This is a genomic window from Hydrogenoanaerobacterium saccharovorans (genome assembly GCF_016901815.1).
Classification (GTDB): Bacteria; Bacillota; Clostridia; order Oscillospirales; family Ruminococcaceae; genus Avimicrobium; species Avimicrobium caecorum.
This window is the reverse complement of sequence record NZ_JACSNR010000007.1, coordinates 19,938-40,062: the sequence shown is the minus strand read 5'-3', so window position 1 is coordinate 40,062 and position 20,125 is coordinate 19,938. Positions and strand designations below refer to the sequence as shown.

The 20,125-nt window shown below is 57.0% G+C and carries 24 protein-coding genes; all 24 read left to right on the top strand.

Annotation, left to right across the window (positions count from 1 at the left end; genetic code table 11):
- Nucleotides 1-53 precede the first annotated feature (53 nt).
- The 24 genes from ligA (at nt 54) to argR (ending at nt 20,117) form a co-directional block, all read left to right on the top strand.
- Complete coding sequence (gene ligA / locus H9X81_RS07695) at nt 54-2,045, top strand: NAD-dependent DNA ligase LigA (RefSeq protein WP_204721054.1); 1,992 nt, start codon at nt 54-56, stop codon at nt 2,043-2,045.
- A gap of 16 nt (nt 2,046-2,061) precedes the next feature.
- The gene (gatC, locus tag H9X81_RS07690) at nt 2,062-2,337 is read left to right on the top strand and encodes an Asp-tRNA(Asn)/Glu-tRNA(Gln) amidotransferase subunit GatC (protein ID WP_204721051.1); all 276 of its coding nucleotides are present in this window, start codon (nt 2,062-2,064) and stop codon (nt 2,335-2,337) included.
- A gap of 15 nt (nt 2,338-2,352) precedes the next feature.
- The gene (gene gatA, locus H9X81_RS07685; RefSeq protein WP_204721049.1) at nt 2,353-3,816 is read left to right on the top strand and encodes an Asp-tRNA(Asn)/Glu-tRNA(Gln) amidotransferase subunit GatA; all 1,464 of its coding nucleotides are present in this window, start codon (nt 2,353-2,355) and stop codon (nt 3,814-3,816) included.
- A gap of 18 nt (nt 3,817-3,834) precedes the next feature.
- Complete coding sequence (gene gatB / locus H9X81_RS07680; RefSeq protein ID WP_177502944.1) at nt 3,835-5,274, top strand: Asp-tRNA(Asn)/Glu-tRNA(Gln) amidotransferase subunit GatB; 1,440 nt, start codon at nt 3,835-3,837, stop codon at nt 5,272-5,274.
- A gap of 188 nt (nt 5,275-5,462) precedes the next feature.
- Entirely contained in the window at nt 5,463-6,251 is a 789-nt protein-coding gene (locus H9X81_RS07675) for a 4Fe-4S dicluster domain-containing protein (RefSeq protein ID WP_177502943.1), read from the top strand.
- Nucleotides 6,252-6,383: 132 nt separating this feature from the next.
- Nucleotides 6,384-7,313: an ATPase, T2SS/T4P/T4SS family gene (locus H9X81_RS07670; RefSeq protein WP_204721047.1), complete on the top strand. Its 930-nt coding sequence runs from the start codon at nt 6,384-6,386 to the stop codon at nt 7,311-7,313.
- A complete protein-coding gene (locus H9X81_RS07665) occupies nt 7,313-7,810 on the top strand; it encodes a hypothetical protein (RefSeq protein WP_204721045.1) in 498 nt (165 codons plus the stop codon). Before H9X81_RS07670 ends, H9X81_RS07665 begins: the two co-directional genes overlap by 1 nt.
- A 15-nt stretch (nt 7,811-7,825) precedes the next feature.
- Nucleotides 7,826-8,020, top strand: coding sequence for a stage III sporulation protein AC (gene spoIIIAC / locus H9X81_RS07660; protein ID WP_177502940.1), 195 nt, complete (start codon nt 7,826-7,828; stop codon nt 8,018-8,020).
- Nucleotides 8,021-8,024: 4 nt separating this feature from the next.
- A complete protein-coding gene (locus H9X81_RS07655; RefSeq protein ID WP_177502939.1) occupies nt 8,025-8,414 on the top strand; it encodes a SpoIIIAC/SpoIIIAD family protein in 390 nt (129 codons plus the stop codon).
- Nucleotides 8,415-8,426: 12 nt separating this feature from the next.
- Nucleotides 8,427-9,560, top strand: coding sequence for a stage III sporulation protein AE (locus tag H9X81_RS07650; protein ID WP_204721043.1), 1,134 nt, complete (start codon nt 8,427-8,429; stop codon nt 9,558-9,560).
- On the top strand, nt 9,557-10,027 hold the full coding sequence (locus tag H9X81_RS07645) for a stage III sporulation protein AF (RefSeq protein WP_204721041.1): 471 nt from the start codon (nt 9,557-9,559) through the stop codon (nt 10,025-10,027). The genes H9X81_RS07650 and H9X81_RS07645 overlap by 4 nt, the downstream gene beginning before the upstream one ends.
- Nucleotides 10,024-10,605 (top strand): hypothetical protein, encoded by a 582-nt coding sequence (locus tag H9X81_RS07640; RefSeq protein WP_177502936.1) that lies wholly within the window; start codon nt 10,024-10,026, stop codon nt 10,603-10,605. The genes H9X81_RS07645 and H9X81_RS07640 overlap by 4 nt, the downstream gene beginning before the upstream one ends.
- A 14-nt stretch (nt 10,606-10,619) precedes the next feature.
- Nucleotides 10,620-11,180, top strand: coding sequence for a SpoIIIAH-like family protein (locus tag H9X81_RS07635; RefSeq protein ID WP_177502935.1), 561 nt, complete (start codon nt 10,620-10,622; stop codon nt 11,178-11,180).
- Between the two features lie 253 nt (nt 11,181-11,433).
- Complete coding sequence (locus H9X81_RS07630; RefSeq protein WP_177502934.1) at nt 11,434-11,814, top strand: Asp23/Gls24 family envelope stress response protein; 381 nt, start codon at nt 11,434-11,436, stop codon at nt 11,812-11,814.
- A gap of 98 nt (nt 11,815-11,912) precedes the next feature.
- The gene (gene nusB, locus H9X81_RS07625; protein ID WP_177502933.1) at nt 11,913-12,323 is read left to right on the top strand and encodes a transcription antitermination factor NusB; all 411 of its coding nucleotides are present in this window, start codon (nt 11,913-11,915) and stop codon (nt 12,321-12,323) included.
- 3 nt (nt 12,324-12,326) lie between these two features.
- On the top strand, nt 12,327-13,265 hold the full coding sequence (locus H9X81_RS07620) for a peptidase M22 (protein ID WP_204721039.1): 939 nt from the start codon (nt 12,327-12,329) through the stop codon (nt 13,263-13,265).
- Entirely contained in the window at nt 13,262-14,491 is a 1,230-nt protein-coding gene (xseA, locus tag H9X81_RS07615) for an exodeoxyribonuclease VII large subunit (RefSeq protein ID WP_204721037.1), read from the top strand. The genes H9X81_RS07620 and xseA overlap by 4 nt, the downstream gene beginning before the upstream one ends.
- Entirely contained in the window at nt 14,469-14,681 is a 213-nt protein-coding gene (xseB, locus tag H9X81_RS07610) for an exodeoxyribonuclease VII small subunit (protein WP_191392552.1), read from the top strand. Before xseA ends, xseB begins: the two co-directional genes overlap by 23 nt.
- Nucleotides 14,674-15,549: a polyprenyl synthetase family protein gene (locus H9X81_RS07605; RefSeq protein ID WP_204721035.1), complete on the top strand. Its 876-nt coding sequence runs from the start codon at nt 14,674-14,676 to the stop codon at nt 15,547-15,549. Before xseB ends, H9X81_RS07605 begins: the two co-directional genes overlap by 8 nt.
- Before the next feature lie 16 nt (nt 15,550-15,565).
- Nucleotides 15,566-16,069: a divergent PAP2 family protein gene (locus H9X81_RS07600; protein ID WP_177502376.1), complete on the top strand. Its 504-nt coding sequence runs from the start codon at nt 15,566-15,568 to the stop codon at nt 16,067-16,069.
- A gap of 24 nt (nt 16,070-16,093) precedes the next feature.
- Nucleotides 16,094-17,956 (top strand): 1-deoxy-D-xylulose-5-phosphate synthase, encoded by a 1,863-nt coding sequence (gene dxs, locus H9X81_RS07595; protein WP_204721033.1) that lies wholly within the window; start codon nt 16,094-16,096, stop codon nt 17,954-17,956.
- Nucleotides 17,953-18,756 carry a TlyA family RNA methyltransferase gene (locus H9X81_RS07590; protein ID WP_204721031.1) on the top strand — a complete coding sequence of 268 codons (804 nt, stop codon included), beginning with the start codon at nt 17,953-17,955 and terminating at the stop codon, nt 18,754-18,756. Before dxs ends, H9X81_RS07590 begins: the two co-directional genes overlap by 4 nt.
- 19 nt (nt 18,757-18,775) lie before the next feature.
- Complete coding sequence (locus H9X81_RS07585) at nt 18,776-19,657, top strand: NAD(+)/NADH kinase (protein WP_204721029.1); 882 nt, start codon at nt 18,776-18,778, stop codon at nt 19,655-19,657.
- Between the two features lie 4 nt (nt 19,658-19,661).
- On the top strand, nt 19,662-20,117 hold the full coding sequence (argR, locus tag H9X81_RS07580; RefSeq protein WP_177502659.1) for an arginine repressor: 456 nt from the start codon (nt 19,662-19,664) through the stop codon (nt 20,115-20,117).
- Nucleotides 20,118-20,125 lie beyond the last annotated feature (8 nt).

Below are 20,125 nucleotides of genomic sequence, written 5' to 3'. Positions count from 1 at the left end.
GCATGGGCCGGAACCTGCCAAAACCATTGCAGAAAGCATTCGGAGGTTCAGCTATGAGTGATGAGATTCTCAAGAAGATCATAGAACTCACCAAAACAGTTGAAAAATACAATTACCAGTATTATGTTCTGGATGATCCGCTGGTACCGGATTATGAATACGACCGCATCAACCATGAACTCATGGACCTGGAAAAGCAGTACCCCCAGTATATCCAGCCCAACAGCCCGTCTTTCCGGATCGGCGAGGCGGGGTACAATACCTTTGCCCAGGTGGAACACACCGTACGCATGGACTCCCTGCAGGATGTGTTCTCCCTGGACGAGATCCGGGACTTTGACCGCCGGGTGCGGGAAACAGTCACAGCGCCCCGGTATGTGGTGGAGCACAAGATTGACGGCCTCTCGGTGTCGCTGGAGTATACCGACGGCATTTTTACCCGGGGTTCTACCCGGGGCGATGGCTTTGTGGGCGAGGATGTGACCGAAAACCTCAAGACCATCCACAGCATTCCGCTCAAGATCGACAACGCGCCCCATTTCCTGGAGGTGCGGGGTGAGGTGTATATGCCCCGGTCCAGCTTTGAAAAGCTGGCGGAGCGGCAGGAACGGGAGGGCGGACAGCGGTTCAAGAATCCCCGGAATGCCGCAGCCGGGTCTCTCCGGCAGAAGGACCCCAAGATCACTGCCAGCCGCATGCTGGATATCTTCATCTTCAACCTGCAGCAGATCGAGGGCAAGGAGATCACCTCCCATGCCCAGTCGCTGGAGTACCTGGCTTCGCTGGGCTTCAGGGTATCGCCGGAGTACTTTGTCACCGACGATATCGAAGCGGCTGTGGGACAGATCGAAAAGATCGGTACTCTCCGGGGCAAGCTGCCCTATGACATCGACGGCGCTGTGGTAAAGGTGGACAGTCTCTCCCAGCGGGAACAGCTGGGTGTCACCGCCAAGTATCCCAAGTGGGCGGTGGCGTTCAAATATCCGCCGGAGGAGAAGGAGACAGTCCTCCGGGAGATCGAGATCAATGTGGGCCGCACCGGAGCCCTGACTCCCACGGCGGTGTTTGATCCCATCACCCTGGCAGGCACTACGGTAAGCCGTGCGGTGCTGCACAATCAGGATTTCATTGACGAAAAACAGATTGCCATTGGCGATACCATTGTCGTGCGTAAGGCCGGCGAAATTATTCCCGAAGTGGTGACGGTGGCAAAGCATGCCGGCGGCCCGGTGTACCGGATTCCCGACCGCTGTCCCTCCTGCGGCAGTGAAGTGACCCGGGAGGAAGGGGAGGCAGTGATCCGCTGCACCAACATCGAGTGTCCGGCACAGCTGCTGCGCAACCTGATCCACTTCTGTTCCCGGGATGCCATGGACATTGACGGTCTTGGTCCGGCGATTCTGGAACTGCTGATCCAGGAGAAGATCATCGCCTCCGCCACCGATCTCTACTCCATGGACCCGGCCCGCATCGCGGCACTGGAAGGCATGGGGGAGACCTCGGCAGAAAATATCCGCCGCTCGGTGGAGAAATCCAAGGGGAATGACCTCTCCCGTCTGGTATTTGCGCTGGGCATCCGGGGAATCGGCGCCAAGGCGGCTCAGCTTCTGGCCCGGAAATTCGGCACCATGGATGCGATTGAGGCTGCTTCGCCGGAAGAAATCGAATCCATTGATGGATTTGGCAAAATAATGGCAGAAAATGTTGCAGAATTCTTTTCACATCAGCCAAATTGTGATATGATAAAAAGGTTAAAGGATGCCGGAGTCAATATGACCTGTCAGGATCAGCCCCAATCGGACGAACTGGCAGGAAAGACCTTCGTTCTGACCGGAACACTGCCGGGACTTTCCCGCAGTGAGGCCAAGAAGATGATCGAACAGGCAGGCGGAAAGGTCTCCTCCTCGGTATCCAAAAAGACTGACTATGTAGTAGCGGGGGGAGAAGCCGGCAGCAAGCTGGACAAGGCCAACGAACTGGGCATAGCAGTGATCGGTGAGCAGGAATTGCGGGCAATGCTTGGCAGTACCCAACCGGTAGAATAAATTTGGAGGTAACAGTATGGAAATCGACATCAAGCACATTGCGAAACTGGCACGGCTCCGCATCGAAGATGACGAGATGGAAGAAGTGCAGAAGAAGATGCTCTCGGTACTGGAAATGGTAGAAAATCTGCCTGAGATCACCGGCAAGAGCAGCGGTCTTGACCGGGAGAATCCCATGGAACTGCGCAAGGACGAGGTAAAGCCTTCGATGAGGCGTGACCTGATCCTCGCCAATGCACCCGAGACCCGTTCGGGCTGTCTGCTGGTGCCCAAGACTGTAGAAGTGGAATAAGGAGGAAGCGTATCAATGGAACTGTATAAACTCAGTGCCGCCGAGCTTGCAAAAATGCTTCGGGAGGGCAAATGCACTTCCACCCAGATTCTGGATTCGATCTATGAGCGGATCGACGCTGTGGAAGATAAGGTAGAGGCTTTTGTCACCATTACCAAGGAACAGGCCTATGCCAAGGCCAAGGAAATCGATGAGAAGTTCGCCAGAGGGGAGAAGCTCCATCCGCTGGCTGGTATTCCCATCGCCATCAAGGATAATATCTGCACCAAGGACGTGCTGACCACCTGCTCGTCCAAGATGCTCTATAACTTTGTACCGCCCTATGACGCAACTGTTATGCAGAAGCTGAATGATTGCGGTGCCATTCTGGTGGGCAAGACCAACATGGACGAATTTGCCATGGGTTCTTCCACTGAAACCTCCTACTTCAAGAAGACCAAGAACCCCCGTGGCCTTGACCGTGTACCCGGCGGTTCTTCGGGCGGTTCGGCTGCTGCTGTTGCTGCCGGTGAGGCTCCCATTTCCCTGGGTTCGGATACCGGCGGTTCCATCCGTCAGCCTGCCAGCTTCTGCGGCGTAGTCGGCCTCAAGCCCACCTACGGTGCTGTATCCCGGTACGGCCTGGTGGCATTTGCCTCCTCGCTGGACCAGATCGGTCCCTTCGGCCGCACTGTGGAAGATGTTGCCATGCTGTTCAGCGCCATCTGCGGCCGTGACCCCATGGACGCCACCTCTTCCAAGCATGAGCATGAGGATGTAATGGCTGCCCTGAACGGCGATGTCAAGGGCCTGCGCATCGGTATCCCCGCTGAGTACTTCGGCGACGGTATTGACGCTGAGGTCAAGGAGAGCGTAATGGCTGCTGTCAAGAAGCTCGAGGAGCAGGGCGCCATTGTCAAGGAGATCAGCCTGCCCAGCACCAAGTATGCTCTGCCGGCTTACTACATCATCGCTTCGGCAGAGGCTTCCTCCAACCTGGCCCGGTTCGACGGCGTCAAGTACGGCTACCGTGCCAAGGAGTTCACCGACCTCACCGATATGTATGAGCGCACCCGCAGCGAGGGCTTCGGCGAAGAGGTAAAGAGAAGAATCATGCTCGGCACCTTCGTACTGAGCTCCGGCTACTACGATGCTTACTACAACCGTGCCAAGCTGCTGCAGCGTCAGATCGCGGATGAGTTTGCCAAGGGCTTCGAGGAGTGCGACATCATGATCACTCCCACATCGCCCAGCACCGCATTCAAGTTCGGCGCCAACTCCAGCGATCCGGTCAAGATGTATGCTGCGGATATCTGCACCATCAATGTCAACATTGCCGGTCTGCCGGGTATTTCGGTTCCCTGCGGCGTCGGCGCTGACGGTATGCCCATCGGCATGCAGATGATCGGCCCCAAGTTCTCGGAAGCTACTCTGCTGCGTACTGCGGCCAATTATGAGAAGATCTGCGGCGGCTTCGGCTCCGTGGCAGATCTGGACTAACTAAAGGAGGACAACACAATGGATTATGAGATCGTCGTTGGCCTGGAAGTCCATGCCGAACTGAATACACAAACCAAGATTTACTGCAGCTGCAAGAACTCCTTCGGCTCGGAAGTAAACTCCAACTGCTGCCCGGTCTGCACCGGTATGCCCGGTTCGCTGCCGGTACTGAATGAGAAGGTTGTTGACTATGCCATCCGCATGGGTCATGCCCTGGGCTGCAAGATCAACAATGTCTGCAAGCAGGACCGTAAGAACTACTTCTATCCTGACCTGCCCAAGGCCTATCAGATTTCCCAGTATGATGTTCCGCTGTGCGAGCATGGTCATCTGGACATCATCATGGACGAGGAAGGCAATACCAAGAGCATCGGCGTAACCCGTATCCACATCGAGGAAGACGCCGGTAAGCTGCTCCATTCCGACCGTTTCGCCGGCTCGCTGGTAGACCTCAACCGCTGCGGCGTTCCGCTGATCGAGATCGTTTCTGAGCCGGACATCCGTTCCTCCAAGGAAGCCAAGAGCTATCTGGACGGCATCCGTGCCATTCTGGGCTACCTGGACATCTCCGACTGTAAGATGCAGGAAGGCTCCATCCGCTGTGATGTCAATGTATCGGTTCGTCCCAAGGGCAGCGATACCTTCGGTACCCGTGTAGAGATGAAGAACGTCAACTCCTTCAGCGCTGCCGAGCGTGCCATCGACTATGAGGCAGCCCGTCAGATCGCTGTTCTGGAAAAGGGCGGCGTTGTTCTGCAGGAGACCCGCCGTTGGGACGATGTACACGGCGTCAACGAAGTACTCCGTTCCAAGGAGGACGCTCAGGACTACCGGTACTTCCCGGACCCGGACCTGCTGACCATCGTTGTGGATGAGGAGCATGTGGAAGAACTGCGCCGTTCCATTCCGGAGCTGCCGGTTCACCGTCTGCAGCGGTATCTGAAGGACTACGGCCTGCCGTACTTCGATTCCAACCTGCTGGTGGAGAACGTGGACAAGGCTGAGTTCTTTGAAAAGACTGCTGCCCTGGGTGCTGCTCCCAAGAGTGTAACCAACTGGCTGCTGGGTGATGTTACCAAGGTGCTCAACGAGAAGAACTGCCTGCTCTCGGATACCAAGCTGACCCCTGAAAAGCTGGCTGAGATGATTGCTCTGATCGACAAGAAGGAGATCTCCAACAACGCCGGTAAGACCGTTCTGGATGAGATCATCTTCTCGGACAAGACCCCGGCTCAGGTTGTAGAGGAGAAGGGTCTCCGTCAGATCAGCGACAGTTCCTTCCTGGAGAAGGTAGCTGATGAGGTTCTGGCTGCCAATCCCAAGGCCGTAGAGGACTACAAGAAGGGCAAGACCAATGTAGTCGGCTTCCTGGTAGGACAGTGCATGCGCGCTTCCAAGGGCCAGGGCAATCCCACTACACTCCGTGAGATCATGGAGAAGAAGCTGGCAGCCCTGTAATTCGGCACAATCGGCATATTATATACAAAACCGGACAAAAAGCCACTGCTTTTGTCCGGTTTTTTCGTTGCTGGAAGCCCCGAGGCTTGATTCTTATATCGATCCATTGTAAAATATAAGGGAAGTTCTGTACCAGTATCCGGTGGGTAAACGGATGCAGTTTGGTCAGACCGGAAGGAGTTTGAATTATGGAAATCACTCGTGTCAACCTCGTCTATTTCAGCCCCACTCAGACCACCCGCAAGACTCTGAGAGCAATGGCTTCTGCTTTCTCTGTGGAGGTCAAGGAGTATGATGTCACCACCAACCGGGAGATCGAAATCCCCGTATTCGGTGCCGATGAACTGGTCATTGCCGGTGTGCCGGTCTATGGCGGACGCATCCCGCTGCTGGTAGAGCCTTTCTTCCAGGGTCTGAAGGCTAATGGCACTCCTGCCGCTGTGGTAGGTGTATACGGCAACCGTCACTATGACGATGCTGTTCTGGAGCTGGCTGACTATCTCCGGGAAGATGGTTTTGTTGTCTGCGCTGGCGCTGCCTGCCTGGCAGAGCATTCCTTCGGGCATGAAATCGCCACTGGTCGTCCCGATGCAGAGGATCTGGCTAAGGCCAAGGAGTTCGGCGAGGCTCTGCGCAAGAAGCTGGAAGCTGCTGAAGATGCCGGTAAGCTCACTGCTCCGGAGATCCCGGGCAACCGTCCTTACAAGGCCAGAGGTACTGCTCCCAACACCGCAGCTCCCAAGACCACTGACGCCTGCATCAAGTGCGGCATCTGCGTCAAGAACTGCCCTGTTGGCATCATCGATCCGGCAGATCCCAGCCACATCACCGATGTATCCAAGTGCCAGCGCTGCTTCAGCTGCGTAAAGAAGTGCCCGAAGCAGGCCAAGTACTTTGACGCTGAGGGTATCCTCAAGGGTATGGCAATGCTCAAGGCCAACTGCGCTGCCCGCCGTGAGCCGGAGTTCTTCCTGTAATCCGCAAATCCCTTATAGCCCATCAAAGCCCTGGATTTCCAGGGCTTTTTTATTTTGCCCGAAAGCATGGCCTGTCCGGTTCTAACCTGGCGGGGACAGGCATATAAGTGGAGTGTAAAGGAGCTGAAAATCATGGGAACACCAAATACCAGAGAATTTGATGAGGTGCTGCGCAGTCTGTGCAGTCCCTGGCGGGAAGAACTTGACCGCCTGGAGCCGGGGAAGAAGGCGATGGTCAGTGAGCTGCGCTTCCGGACCGGATGCCCGGTGAGCCTGACCATCCGGGGAGAGCCCTGGTTCATGGATCAGCAGGGGCTTCTGCAGAAAGCTCCGGTCAGGACTGCCCGCAGGCCTACCCAGCCCGAAATGGATGAACTGGTTGCCGCCCTCTGCGACTATTCGGTCCATACCCATGCCCAGGAGATCCGGGAGGGCTATATCAGCCTGCCGGGTGGGAGCCGGGCAGGACTTTGCGGACAGGCTGTTCTAAGCGGCGGGGAGATCAAAGGCATCGAGCAGGTCACCTCGCTGAATGTCCGTATTGCCCGGGAAATTCCCGGCGTGGCAGCCCCACTGATGGAAGCTGTGCTCACCATGCGCTATGGAATGCTGATCTATGGCCCGCCGGGATCGGGTAAAACCACCCTGCTCAAGGATCTGATCCGTCAGCTGACAGGCGGGGCACATGGGTACCATACCGTGGCTGCGGCGGACGAGAGGGGAGAGCTGCACCTGGAGCAGACCGGGCTGGTGACTCTGGACCGCCTGCTCGGGTACCCCAAGCATCTGGCTGTGACCCACGCTGCCCGCACCCTGGCGCCGGAGTATATCATCTGTGATGAGATCAGCACCGAGGAGGAAGTCCGTGCCATGAGCTATGCGCTGGGCACCGGCGTCAAACTGATCGCCACTGTCCATGCTGGCTCCCCGGAGGAGTTCCGGGAGAGAAGGATCACCCGGGAGCTGACCAAGGCGGGATTATTCGACTGGGTCGCGCAGCTGGATTCGGGCAGAAATCCCTGTAATGTACTTCAGCTTTACAGTAAAAAGGAGGCCTGCTGATGCGCTTTCTGGGAGCTGCAAACCTTGCGCTGGCTGTGCTGATGATCGGGCTTTCGTCCATACAGACAGAGCTGTCAAGGCAATCCCTTTACAGCCTTTCCGCGGCATTCTGGAGCGAATTCCGGCGTCTTCTTGCCGATACCCACGCTCCTCCGGGAGAGATTCTCCGGCGGCTGTCCGGGTTTGCAAGGTACCGGGAACTGGACTTTGTGTCGGGAACGCTCCAGCTCCTTCCGGAGCACCGGTTCCAGGAGGCCTACCGTCTGGCACTGGAACAGAGTCAGGTGCGTTCGCTGGAACTCTATCCGCTGCTTTGCCAGGCCGGGGAGATTCCGGGGACAGTGAGCCTGGAGCATCAGCTGGAACAGCTGGATGCCCTTCTCGCCCGGATGCGGGAGATCACCGCTGCTCACCAGCAGCGCATCGATTCGTCCCTCCGGCTCTGGCACAGTCTCAGTGTCTTTGGGGCACTGTTTGTCTTTATTTTTCTCATTTAGGGAGGATTCCGAACTATGAATGTCGATCTGATTTTCCGTATTGCTGCCATTGGCATCATTGTTGCGGTGCTCAACCAGCTTCTGGTGCGGTCGGGTCGGGAAGAACAGGCCATGATGGTGACCCTTGCCGGCCTGATCACCGTCCTGCTCATGATGGTCTATGAGATCAATACCCTGTTCACCACGGTGAAAACCGTGTTCGGGCTCTGAGGCCATGTGGATCATAGCCGCTGCCGCCGCGGGACTGGTCGGCACTGTTCTGGCTCTGATCCTCGGGCAGTATCGCCCGGAATTCCGTATGCTGGTCACCGCTGCCGTCACCCTGCTGCTGATGGCGATGGTACTGGAACAGCTTTCGCCGGTGCTGGAACAGCTCCGCAGTACTATGGAGCTCACCGGGCTGACCGGGGACTATGCCGCTGTCCTTTTCAAAGCGGTGGGCATCTGTCTGCTGACCCAGCTGGCAGGAGATGTCTGCCGGGACTCCGGGGAGAGTTCCATCGCCTCCAAAATTGAGCTGGCAGGCCGTGCCGCCATCCTACTGACTGCAATGCCGCTGATTCAGGAAGTGCTGGCCTGGGCCTGGGAACTGATGAATTTATAGGAGATCAAAACCATGAAACTGCGATTCCTTCTGATCCTGCCCTGGGTGCTGGCGCTGCTCCTGTCCTGCCGGGTCGCCCTGGCAGACGACAGCTTTCCCATGTCGGCGGCAGACTATTTCGATACCGATGAGGTCGCCGATGCGATCCCACAGGAGGGGCAGGAAGTGCTGGACGATCTGGGGATCTCTGGTTGGTCGGAGGAGAGTCTTCTCTCGCTGACGCCGGAGCAGTTCCTGCATACCACCTGGGAGGCCTTTGCGCAGGCGTTCCGGCAGCCGGCCCGGATGCTTGCGGTGCTGGTGGGCGCCGCCCTGCTGACCATGCTGTTGGAGGGCACCCAGGATCTGCACACGGCCAAATCCATTCAGCCGGTATTCGGGGCTGTGACTGTCCTCTGCCTGGCGGCGGTATTGTCCGTTCCGGTGCTGGACTGCCTGCGCTCCATCACCGAGGTAACCGATGGCGCCGTGGCTTTCCTCACCGCCTATATCCCGGTGATGACCGGGATTCTGCTCACAGCCGGACGCACTGCCTCCGCCGCCTCCTACAATACCCTGATGTTCCTGGGGTGTGAGGGTGCGGCGCTGCTGATCCGCAGTGTTTTTCTGCCGGTGGCAGGCATCCTGCTTGCCCTGGGGGTCACAGGGTCTGTCACAGGGGATCCCCGGCTGCAGGGCGTCGGAAAGATGATCCGCCGTGCTGCCGGCTGGGCGCTCGGCCTGGTGCTGATCCTGTTCATCGGGCTGATGACCCTGCAGACCTCTGTATCAGCGGCAGCGGATACCGTGACCGCCAAGTCCGCCAAATATCTGCTGGGCAGCCTGATTCCGGTGGTGGGATCTTCGGTTTCCGATGCGGTCATGGCGGCCCGGGGGTGCATCGATCTGATCCGCACCAGTGTGGGCGGCTTTGGGATTCTGGTGATCGCAGCCATCTTCCTGCTGCCGATGGTCCGGGTACTGGCCTGGTACTGTGCTTTCAGCATCGGTTCCTTTCTGGGGGAGCTGCTGGGCGCCAAGGCGCTGCGCAGCCTGATGGACAGCTTTGCATCGGGGTTTGGCCTGCTGCTCTCCGCTCTGACTGCCTTTGCAGCTGTTTCTGCCGCCTGTACCGGCCTGCTGCTCTCGATGGGAGGTGCAGCATGATGGACGCAGTCCGCCAATGGGCATTTTCACTCTGCGCTGCCGCCATGGCCTGTGCTGTGATCGAACTGCTGCTGCCCAGCATCTCCCTTGCAAAGATGACCCGCCTGGTCCTGTCGGTATTCTTCCTCTGTGTCCTGATCCAGCCCCTTGGTCTGGAGGCGCACCGGAGCGAAATCTCTCTGAAAACCGGGCAGGGAATGGAGCAGGCGGAGGAATACGCCGCTGAAATTTCCGGGCGGATCGGGGAGGACCTGTCCGGTTCGGTACGCAGTGCGGTGGAGGAGGAACTGGCTTTGATCGGGCTGTCCCCGGCGGAATATGAGCTCGAGATCGGACTGGGATCGGAACAGATCCTTGTGACCGTCCTGCTCCCAAAGGACAGCACCGCGGACCCGGCAGAAATCTCGGATTGTCTGGAACAGGACCCCATGATCCAAACCAATGTGATAAAGGAGGAAGCAGAATGAGTCAAACAGATCCGGGCACCCTGATGGAGCGCCTGCGGGACGGCTTCCGGCGCCTGACCGAAAACCGCATGAACCTGATTCTGATTTGTGCAGTCACAGGGATAATTCTCATTGCGGCGTCATATATATGGGACGAACAGGCAGAACCAGCGGAATCGGTGAGCGATGCCGGCACGCTGCTGTCTGCCGATACCCGGACCCTGGAACAGCGGCTGAGTGAAATGGTCTCCCGGATCGATGGGGCAGGACGCAGCTGTGTGATGGTCACCATGGACAGCACACGGGAAGCGGTCTACGCCCAGGATCTCCGGGAAACGGAGGACACCAGCAGTTCCAGCGAGTCCGGACGGACCACCGAAAGCGGGAATATCAGCCGGGAACAGACGCATATCCTGATGGACAGAGGCTCCGGCGAGGAACCACTGGTGGAAAAACAGATCGAGCCGCAGGTGCGCGGCGTCATGATCCTGTGTGAAGGCGCGGAAAACCCGGTTGTAGAACAGCGGGTGACCGAGGCTGTCAAAACTGTGCTTGGCATTCCGGCATCACGAATCTGCGTTGAGAAAATTTCAAACTGAGGAGGAATACTCGTATGAAAATCAAAAAGCCCACACTGCCCAAGGTAAAGATGAATATGGTGGTTGGTAAGCGGCAGATCGTTCTGGCAGCTCTGGTCATGGGTCTGGGCTGTGCTGTGTATCTGAACTGGGAATACACCAAGATGGACACCAATATCGATACTGCCGTGGCGGAAACCGGAAAGAACTACGGGGACGCGCAGTTTGTCAGCAGTGAGGAAGAGGACGCCTATTTTGCCGAGGCAAAGCTCTCCCGCACCAAGTCCCGGGACGAGGCAGCGGAAGCACTCAGTGAGATGCTGGCAGATGCCGAGCTGGAAGCCGATCAGAAAGCGGAACTGGCGATGAAGGCAGCGGAGCTGGCCCAGTCCATTGAGATCGAGGGCAAGATGGAAAACCTGATCCAGGCCAAGGGCTTTGATGAATGCATGGTCTACTATGATACCGACCGGGTGGACATCGTAGTCAAGACGGACGGCCTCACCGATGATGAAGTGATGCAGATGCGGGATATTGCCATCCGGGAAACTTCGGTACCGGTGGAGAACATCTCCATTGTGGAGATCAACAACTGAATCCAGGATACAGACGGAGAAGGGCATTTTCCGTCTGTTTTTTTATAAAAATTCATGTTCCGGCAACAAGTCTGACCCATTTATTTTTGTATTATAGGTTGAGAAACACGAAAAATATGGTATAATAACTTCAGAAGTTGTGCGCACAAAATGGTAAATTCGGAACTTGTACGCACAAATGTGATATAGAATCTATCCACAAGACCGTTCTGTGGGGATTCCCACAGAACTGAGATACAGGAGGGCGAATTATATGAACCATGAGATCAAGGAGCCGATCGGCAGTCTGCGAATTTCCAAAGATGTCCTGGCTACGATCGCCGCAAATGCAACCAAGGAAATTGAAGGCGTAGCTGGTATTGCGCCGTTTACTACCAATATCAAGAACTGGATCACCAAGAAGCAGTCGGCTGTGCCGGTACCAGTATTCATCTCGCTGCATGATGACATCGCTGTGATCGACATCAATGTTGTCCTGCTGGAAGGTGCCAATATTCCCGCTGTATGCCGCAATATCCAGGTGGCAGTCAAGGAAGCAGTGCAGAGCATGACCTCGATCAATGTTTCCAAGGTGAATGTTACAGTGGCAGATATCCGGTTTCATGGGGAAAAGGGTGCGAATACCGCTGATTGACCAACTAATTCCTGCCCTCCGGTCATTTTTGATAGGAGGGCATCTTTTATGCGAAAACACCCTGAGGATCATTACAGTTTGACGGAGGACTTTGAAAGATGACAAGAAGTGCGGCAAGAGATTTGGCTTTCCACCTGATTTTTGAACGGGCATTCCGGGATGAGAGCATGGAGGAGATCATCGCAGACGCGGAAGAGGCCCGGGCTATTGAAGAGGATGAATTTGCCATGGCTCTTACCAACTGCGTCAATGACCATCTGGCGGAGATCGATGCGGAGATCGACCGCTATTCGGAGAAATGGAAGGTAAACCGCCTGCCCAAGGTTTCGCTGACCGTACTGCGGCTGGCAATCGGAGAAATGCTCTACTTCCGGGATATTCCGGTGGCTGCTACCATCAATGAAGCAGTGGAACTGGCGAAGAAATACTCCATGCAGGAGGATGCCGCCTATATCAACGGTGTGCTCGGTGCATTTGCCAAGGCCAACAGAACCGGAGATGAACAGTAACGCATGGCATACTACTTTGGGATTGATACCAGCAACTATACCACCTCGGCTGCCATCTATGACATGGATACCCGTGCGGTAACCCAGGTGAAGAAACTCCTGACTGTACGGCCGGGAGAGCGTGGCCTGCGCCAGAGTGACGCGGTTTTTCAGCATACCCGTCAGCTTCCCGAATTAACTGAACAACTGTTTTCCCAGAACACCTACCACCTTTCGGCAGTAGGTGTTTCTGCGTTTCCCCGGCGTCAGGAGGGTTCCTACATGCCCTGTTTCCTGGTAGGGGAAGGCACGGCCCGGACCCTGGCGGCTGCCAGCGGACTGCCGCTTTACCGGTTCTCCCATCAGGAGGGACACATCGCAGCGGCACTCTATTCCTGCGGACGGCTGGATCTGCTGAAAAAGGGCGAATTCATCGCCTTCCACTTCTCCGGCGGCACCACTGAATGCGTGCACTGCCTGGCGGAAAACGGTGAGATCCGGGTGCAGCTGTTCGCCCATACCGATGATCTCAACACCGGACAGGCCATCGACCGCATTGGTGTGATGATGGGCATGCAGTTCCCCTGCGGGCCGGAACTGGAGCGCCTGGCTGCCCAGAGCAGCCGCACTTTCCGGGTGCGTCCCAGCTTCAAGGACGGGAATCCCTCGATTTCCGGTCTGGAAAATAAGGCCGCTCAGATGCTCCGGGCGGGTGAAACGCCTGCAGATGTGGCACACTATACACTGGACTATATCCTCGCTGTGGTGGATCAGATCACCCGGAACGCCCGGGAGAAATTCGGCGATCTGCCGCTGATCTACGCCGGCGGCGTCATGTCCAACCGCTATATTGCCGGGGAGATCCAGCGGCGGTACGGCGGGTTCTTTGCGGAGCCGGCGTTTTCCTCGGACAATGCAGCCGGAATCGCCGTGCTCACCGCTCTGAAAGGCGGTGCCCTGTGATCCGGGGCCGGGCTGCGGTGCTCACTGTATCGCAGCTCAACCGGTTTGTCCGCTCCACCCTGGAGGAGAATCCCCGGCTGCGGGAAGTGTATGTGCAGGGGGAACTCTCCAATGTGGTGCGGCATTACAGCTCCGGTCATATCTACTTCGCGCTGAAGGACGATGCCGCCGCTGTACGGGGCGTCATGTTCCGGAGCAATGCCATGCGGCTTCAGTTTGAGCCGGAAAATGGCATGATGGTTCTGGTGCGGGGCTTTGTGACCCTCTATGAGCGGGACGGCACCTACCAGATCAACGCCACCGATATCCAGCCCTCGGGCATCGGCGCGCTGCAGGTGGCCTATGAACAGCTCAAGCGCCGTCTGGAGGCCGAGGGCCTGTTCGACAGCCAGTACAAGCAGCCGATCCCGTCCAATCCGGAGCGGATCGCTGTCATCACTTCGGCAGGGGGAGCGGCGCTCCAGGATGTGATCCATGTCATTACCCGGCGCTGTCCATCGGTGGAGCTGACTGTGTTCCCGGCGGCAGTCCAGGGCAAGGATTCGGTGCCCGAACTGCTCGCTGCCTTTGCGGCTGTACGCAAACTGGCAGACCGGTTCGATACGGTGATCCTCTGCCGGGGCGGCGGCTCGATGGAGGACCTGATGTCCTTCAACGATGAACGGGTGGTCCGGGCTGTGTTTGCCTGTCCCATTCCGGTCATCTCCGCGGTGGGGCATGAGGTGGATTTCACCCTCTGCGATTTTGCGGCGGATCTCCGGGCTCCCACACCATCCGCGGCAGCGGAACTGGCTGTCCCGGACACCATGCAGCTGCGGCGGCAGCTGGAACAGTATTCTGCCTGGCTGAGAGATCATGCATACAGAATGCTGGACAGCTGTGTCGGACAGCTTGAGCGGGCAAAAAGCCGGGAAGTCATAAAATCTCCGTTAAAATTCTGGGATATGAATAGACAGCGGCTGGAAGATTTGATACACTTATTACAAAAGCTCTCGGAAGATGAACTGGAACCCCGCCGCCGTCAGCTTGCATATTTATCCGTTCTGATGGAGGAACTCAGCCCACTAAAAACACTGGGCCGCGGGTACAGCATCACATATACAGACCGTCAGCTGCTGCGCTCGGTCAAGGAGGCAGCACCCGGCATGGAACTGAAAACAGTTCTGCCGGACGGCACGGTCATTTCCAAGGTGGTAGCAGTCAATGAAAAAGAAACTGAAATTTGAGGAGGCAATCCGGCGGCTGGAGGAGATCACCGACCAGCTCTCAGCCGGATGCAGCCTGGATGAAGCGCTGAAACTCTATGCGGAAGGGGCGGAACTGATCCGCACCAGCAGTCAGCAGCTGGACGAGGCCAAGCTCAAGATCGAAACCCTGTTCCCGCAGGAAGTACTGGGGGAAGATGACGATGAATAATTCACTTCAGACGATGTATATTGAAATGGTGGAGAAGGCACTGGACCGGTATGTCAGCACACAGCGCTGCAATAACGACCATGTGCTGGAAGCCATGCGCTATTCTGTCCTGGGCGGCGGCAAGCGCATCCGGGCACTGCTGGTGCTCAACTTCAACCGCATTCTGGGTGGAGCAGCCAACGATGCCATGGAATTTGCCGCAGCCATTGAAATGATGCACGCCTATTCGCTGATCCATGATGACCTGCCCTGCATGGACGACGATGACCTCCGCCGGGGAAAGCCCTCCTGTCATGTGGCATTCGGCGAGGCCGTTGCCCTGCTGGCAGGTGATGCGCTCCAGACCCTGGCTTTTGAGACCCTTGCCCGGAACACTTCACTGGAACCGGCTCAGGTTCTGCAGGCAGTCCGGGAACTGGCAGCCGCGGCGGGCTCGAGAGGGATGGTCGGCGGTCAGACGGTGGACATCGAGGGCACTGCCCAGACAGTGGAACAGCTCACCGGCATGTGCATGATGAAAACCGGCGCCCTGATCAAATGCGCCGTACGCCTGGGATGTCTGTCGGTAGGGGCGGATGAGGCCTCTATGGCTCAGGCGGATATTTACGCTGATGCCATCGGTCTGGCTTTCCAGATCCGGGACGATATTCTGGATGTCATCGGCAGCACCGAGGAACTGGGCAAGCCGGTAGGCAGTGACGCTGAGCAGCAGAAGGCAACCTTTGCCACAGTTCTGGGTACAGAGCGGGCACAGAGTCTGGCGGAAAAACTCACCCGTACCGCTCTGGATGCCCTGAAACAGCTGAATGTAGCGGAAGACGACCCGCTCTATGAGATGACCGTGGAGCTCTGCAGCCGTAAAAAATAGGATTGGATCTGATCGTATGGAACTTCTCAAATTGCTTGTGAGCAATTACTTTATAGATGTTGCGGTGATTTCATGGTTTTCCGCTCAGCTTATCAAAACCCTGCTGTTCTATCTGCAGAACGGAATTCTGCAGGCAGAGCGGATGGTCGGCGCCGGCGGTATGCCCAGTGCGCATTCGGCTTTTGTCTGCTCCATCACCATTGCCATTGCCAAGAAGGTGGGCTATTCCTCGCCGGAATTCGCCCTTGCGCTGGCATTTGCCTGCGTGGTGATGTATGACGCCATGGGTGTCCGCAGGGCAGCCGGTGAACAGGCCAAGGTGCTCAACCGCATGGTGCTGGATCTGAGCAATCCCAACAGCCTTTTTGCGCTGCTGGGCAGTCATCCGGAAAAGGAACTGGATGAGGACGAGGACCGGGAACAGAAGGAACTCAATGAATTTCTGGGCCATACTCCGCTGGAGGTTCTGGGCGGAGCTTTGCTTGGCATTCTGATTGCAATGATAGTGCCGGTATTCTGATCCGTATGGGAATGGAGGAGATCCATGTATCTTGAATCGATAAAATCTCCGGCAGATCTGAAAAAACTCAGCCTGGCAGAACAGCAATACCTGGCTGGAGAGATCCGTCAGAGGATTCTGTCCACCGTATCCCGGACTGGCGGTCATCTGGCTTCCAGCCTGGGCACTGTGGAACTGACCCTGGCACTGCACAGTGTATTTGACTGTCCCCAGGATAAGATTGTCTGGGATGTGGGCCATCAGGCCTATACACATAAGATCATCACCGGGCGCAATGCCCGGTTTGATACCCTGCGTCAGGAAAACGGCCTGTCCGGATTCCCCAAGCAGAAGGAAAGCCTGTATGATGCCTATCTGGGCGGTCATTCCGGTGTGTCCATTTCGGCGGCACTGGGTATGGCAGAGGCCATGCGCCTGCATGGAGAAGAGGGCTTTGCCATCGCTGTGATCGGTGATGGCTCCTTTGGCAGCGGTGTTGCCTATGAGGGCATGAACAACGCCGGACGCAGCGGAGAAAAAATCATCATTGTCCTCAATGACAATGACATGTCCATTTCCCGGAATGTGGGGAATGTTGCCAATTATCTGGCGAAAATGCGTTCGTCCCGGCAGTATTTCCGCTTCAAGGACAACGCCAAGAGTTTTCTGGGCGGTGTGCCGGTAGTGGGAAAACCCATCCGGAATGCCCTGGCAAATTCCAAAAAGACCCTCCGGCAGATGATGTACCACTCCAATCTGTTTGAGGACTTCGGACTGCGTTACTTCGGTCCGGTGGACGGGCATGACCTGGAAAGCCTCCGGGATGTGTTTGAGCGGGCCCGGGAATATGCCCGCCCCTGTGTGGTCCATGTGCACACCACCAAGGGAATGGGCTACCGTCCCGCTATGGAAAACCCCAGCAAATACCATGGAGTCAGCCCCTTTGACCTGAAAAGCGGGCTGCCGCTCAAGCCCTCTGATCCTGGATTTTCCGGGGCCTTCGGCAGGAGCATCTGTGAGCTGGCCCAGACCCGCCCGCAGATCGCCGTGATTACTGCCGCCATGACCGATGGCACCGGCCTGGAGGAATTTGAGCGCCGGTATGCGGCTGCCGGACGGTTCTACGATGTGGGAATCGCCGAGGAACACGCTGTGAGCTTTGCCTGCGGCATGAGCACCCAGGGAACCGTCCCGGTGTTCGCGGTCTATTCCACCTTCCTGCAGCGCACCTGTGACCAGCTGATCCATGACGCCGCCATCGAACCGAAGCATATCGTCCTGGCAATCGACCGGGCGGGAATCGTAGGCGCCGATGGCGAGACCCATCAGGGGCTTTTTGATGTGTCCATGCTGCGGATGGTGCCCGGGACAGTGATCTATTCCCCGGTGACCTACCGGCAGCTGGAAGCCGACCTGGCTGAAGCGGTGGACAATGGCACCGGCATCTGTGCGGTGCGCTATCCCAAGGGTGCCCAGCCGGCACTGACGGCGTCTGTCCTTGGAGAGAACACCGACAGCTGGTTCCTGGAGAACCGGGGAGGCGATACCCTGCTGGTGACCTATGGACGGCTTGCGGAGGAGCTGTTCCTGGCCCGGAAATCGCTGGAGGAACAGGGAAGAGCGGTGGATGTCCTGGTGCTCAACCGCATCTATCCTATTCCGGAAGCAGCACTGGAACAGACGGAGCGCTACCAGCGGATCTTCTTCTATGAGGAGGGAATCCGCAGCGGGTCCATCGGGGAGCTCTGTGCCCTACATCTGATGGAGCAGGGATACCAGGGACAGTTCCGGCTGTTTGCCGTAGAAAACTGTTTTATTCCGCAGTGCGGCGTGGAGCATGGCTATCAGCTGTTCCATGCCGACCATGATTCGATCATCAAGACTGTATTGGGAGAGAGTTTGCATTGAAAAAAAGACTGGATGTAGTGCTTGTGGAACAAGGGCAGGCACAGAGCCGTGAACGGGCCAAGGCCATGATTATGGCAGGCATCGTCTATGTCAACGACCAGAAGGCGGATAAAGCCGGAATCACGGTCAAGGAGGACGACCGGATTGAGGTTAGGGGCAATACCCTGCGGTATGTCAGCCGGGGAGGGCTCAAGCTGGAAAAGGCAATGGCCTCCTTCGGTCTGGAACTGAAGGGCAAGACCTGCTGTGACTTCGGCGCTTCCACCGGCGGCTTTACCGACTGTATGCTCCAGAACGGCGCAGTCAAGGTATATGCGGTGGATGTGGGCTATGGCGAACTGGCCTGGTCCCTGCGCAATGACCCCCGGGTCATCAATATGGAGCGCACCAATATCCGGTACCTCACCGATGAACAGATCCCTGAGCCCATTGACTTCATCTCGGTGGATGTGTCCTTTATCTCGCTGACCCTGATCCTGCCGGTGGTGTACCGTTTCCTGCGGGAGGGCGGCAGCTGTGCCTGCCTGGTCAAGCCGCAGTTTGAAGCCGGACGGGAAAAGGTCGGGAAAAACGGCATCATCAAGGACCCGGCTGTGCATCTGGAAGTGCTGCAGAAGATCTACCGGTTCGCCCTGGAACTGGGCTTCTCGGTGCGGGGACTGGATTTTTCCCCCATCAAGGGCGCCAAGGGAAACATCGAATACCTGATGTATCTGTGCAAGGACAGCGAACCGTCCACCGTGTCTGAGGAGGATCTCTCCGCCATTGTAGGCTCCTCGCACGAGGATCTGGATGACTGATTGATTGGGAGGGACAGCCATGCGCTTTTATCTGGTTGTGAATCTGGATAAGGCCAATGCGGCAGACTGTGCGGCTGAGGCAGCCGCAGAGCTGCTGCGCTGCGGCGCGGAAGTGCTGCTCACACCTGAGCTGAATGCGGTGCTGAACTGTTCCGGCTGTCAGGTTCTGGACGATCGGGAAGCCATGCAAAGCTGTGATGCCGCCATCAGCATCGGCGGCGACGGCACCATGATCCACACCGCACTGGACGCACTGGAATTTGACCGCCCGGTGATCGGCATCAACTCAGGACGGCTGGGGTATCTCACCCAGATTGAGCCACCGTTCGGGGACAGCCTGCAGAAGCTGGCTGCCGGACAGTTCGGCATACAGCCCCGGACCGTGCTTTCCGTCACAGTCCGTCAGCCGGATGGCAGCACCTGTCAGAGCTATGCGCTCAATGATGTGGTTATTGCCCGGCAGATGGTCGCCAGTATGATCGACATCGAGGTGTTCCGGGGCGGAGCCGCATTTGCTTCCTACCGGGCTGATGGCCTGATTTTTGCCACACCCACCGGTTCCACCGCCTATTCCATGTCAGCTGGCGGAGCTATCGTCGATCCGGGTATGGACTGCCTGATCGTCACACCCATCTGTCCCCATTCGCTGGCGGACCGCAGTGTGGTGCTGGGGCCGGATGCCCCATTGGAAGTGCGGCTGGTCACCCGGAACACACCTCCGGATGCCGGTGTTGCAGTGGATGGCACAACCATCTGTCCCATGGTGGATGGTACCCGGCTTGAAATTTCCGCTGCCGCCCGGAAATCCCGTTTTATCCAGCTCAGCGCGAGCAGTTTTTATCAGACTCTTGGAAAGAAACTCACGGGAACTGAACCCGCTGAAATAGAGAGAAAGGCGTGATCGCATGAAGACCGAACGACATCGAAAAATCCTGGAACTGATCTCGGATAATGCTGTGACCACTCAAGAGGAACTGATGGCAATGCTGTCCGATGCAGGGTTCCGTGTAACCCAGGCCACTGTATCCCGGGACATCAAGGAACTGCGTCTGGTGAAGGTACAGAGCTCAGACGGACGCTACATATATGCCAAACCCACCCAGGATCGTCAGACCGGCGATATGGAAGGGTTCCGCAGTATTTTTACCCAGTCGCTGCTGCACATCGACTATGCCAACAATATCGTGGTAATCAAATGCAGGACTGGTATGGCAAATGCCGTATGTGTATCCATGGATCAGCTGCACTGGAAAGGGGTTGTTGGCACCCTCTCCGGTGATGACACCATCTTTGTACTGATGCGCAATGAAGAACAGGCGGCAGAGTTTGTGGATCAGCTTCACAAAATCAGCCGGAAGTAAAGGGGCGA

Excerpts from the sequence above, each read along its gene's own strand:
- H9X81_RS07650 (WP_204721043.1), top strand. The coding sequence starts at position 8,427 with ATGAAACTGCGATTCCTTCTGATCCTGCCCTGGGTGCTGGCGCTGCTC.
- H9X81_RS07585 (WP_204721029.1), top strand. The coding sequence starts at position 18,776 with ATGCGCTTTTATCTGGTTGTGAATCTGGATAAGGCCAATGCGGCAGAC.
- spoIIIAC (WP_177502940.1), top strand. The coding sequence starts at position 7,826 with ATGAATGTCGATCTGATTTTCCGTATTGCTGCCATTGGCATCATTGTT.
- argR (WP_177502659.1), top strand. The coding sequence starts at position 19,662 with ATGAAGACCGAACGACATCGAAAAATCCTGGAACTGATCTCGGATAAT.
- ligA (WP_204721054.1), top strand. The coding sequence starts at position 54 with ATGAGTGATGAGATTCTCAAGAAGATCATAGAACTCACCAAAACAGTT.
- H9X81_RS07665 (WP_204721045.1), top strand. The coding sequence starts at position 7,313 with ATGCGCTTTCTGGGAGCTGCAAACCTTGCGCTGGCTGTGCTGATGATC.
- gatA (WP_204721049.1), top strand. The coding sequence starts at position 2,353 with ATGGAACTGTATAAACTCAGTGCCGCCGAGCTTGCAAAAATGCTTCGG.
- H9X81_RS07670 (WP_204721047.1), top strand. The coding sequence starts at position 6,384 with ATGGGAACACCAAATACCAGAGAATTTGATGAGGTGCTGCGCAGTCTG.
- H9X81_RS07675 (WP_177502943.1), top strand. The coding sequence starts at position 5,463 with ATGGAAATCACTCGTGTCAACCTCGTCTATTTCAGCCCCACTCAGACC.
- gatC (WP_204721051.1), top strand. The coding sequence starts at position 2,062 with ATGGAAATCGACATCAAGCACATTGCGAAACTGGCACGGCTCCGCATC.
- gatB (WP_177502944.1), top strand. The coding sequence starts at position 3,835 with ATGGATTATGAGATCGTCGTTGGCCTGGAAGTCCATGCCGAACTGAAT.
- H9X81_RS07630 (WP_177502934.1), top strand. The coding sequence starts at position 11,434 with ATGAACCATGAGATCAAGGAGCCGATCGGCAGTCTGCGAATTTCCAAA.
- H9X81_RS07600 (WP_177502376.1), top strand. The coding sequence starts at position 15,566 with ATGGAACTTCTCAAATTGCTTGTGAGCAATTACTTTATAGATGTTGCG.
- H9X81_RS07640 (WP_177502936.1), top strand. The coding sequence starts at position 10,024 with ATGAGTCAAACAGATCCGGGCACCCTGATGGAGCGCCTGCGGGACGGC.
- H9X81_RS07655 (WP_177502939.1), top strand. The coding sequence starts at position 8,025 with ATGTGGATCATAGCCGCTGCCGCCGCGGGACTGGTCGGCACTGTTCTG.
- nusB (WP_177502933.1), top strand. The coding sequence starts at position 11,913 with ATGACAAGAAGTGCGGCAAGAGATTTGGCTTTCCACCTGATTTTTGAA.
- H9X81_RS07605 (WP_204721035.1), top strand. The coding sequence starts at position 14,674 with ATGAATAATTCACTTCAGACGATGTATATTGAAATGGTGGAGAAGGCA.
- xseB (WP_191392552.1), top strand. The coding sequence starts at position 14,469 with ATGAAAAAGAAACTGAAATTTGAGGAGGCAATCCGGCGGCTGGAGGAG.
- H9X81_RS07645 (WP_204721041.1), top strand. The coding sequence starts at position 9,557 with ATGATGGACGCAGTCCGCCAATGGGCATTTTCACTCTGCGCTGCCGCC.
- H9X81_RS07620 (WP_204721039.1), top strand. The coding sequence starts at position 12,327 with ATGGCATACTACTTTGGGATTGATACCAGCAACTATACCACCTCGGCT.
- H9X81_RS07635 (WP_177502935.1), top strand. The coding sequence starts at position 10,620 with ATGAAAATCAAAAAGCCCACACTGCCCAAGGTAAAGATGAATATGGTG.
- dxs (WP_204721033.1), top strand. The coding sequence starts at position 16,094 with ATGTATCTTGAATCGATAAAATCTCCGGCAGATCTGAAAAAACTCAGC.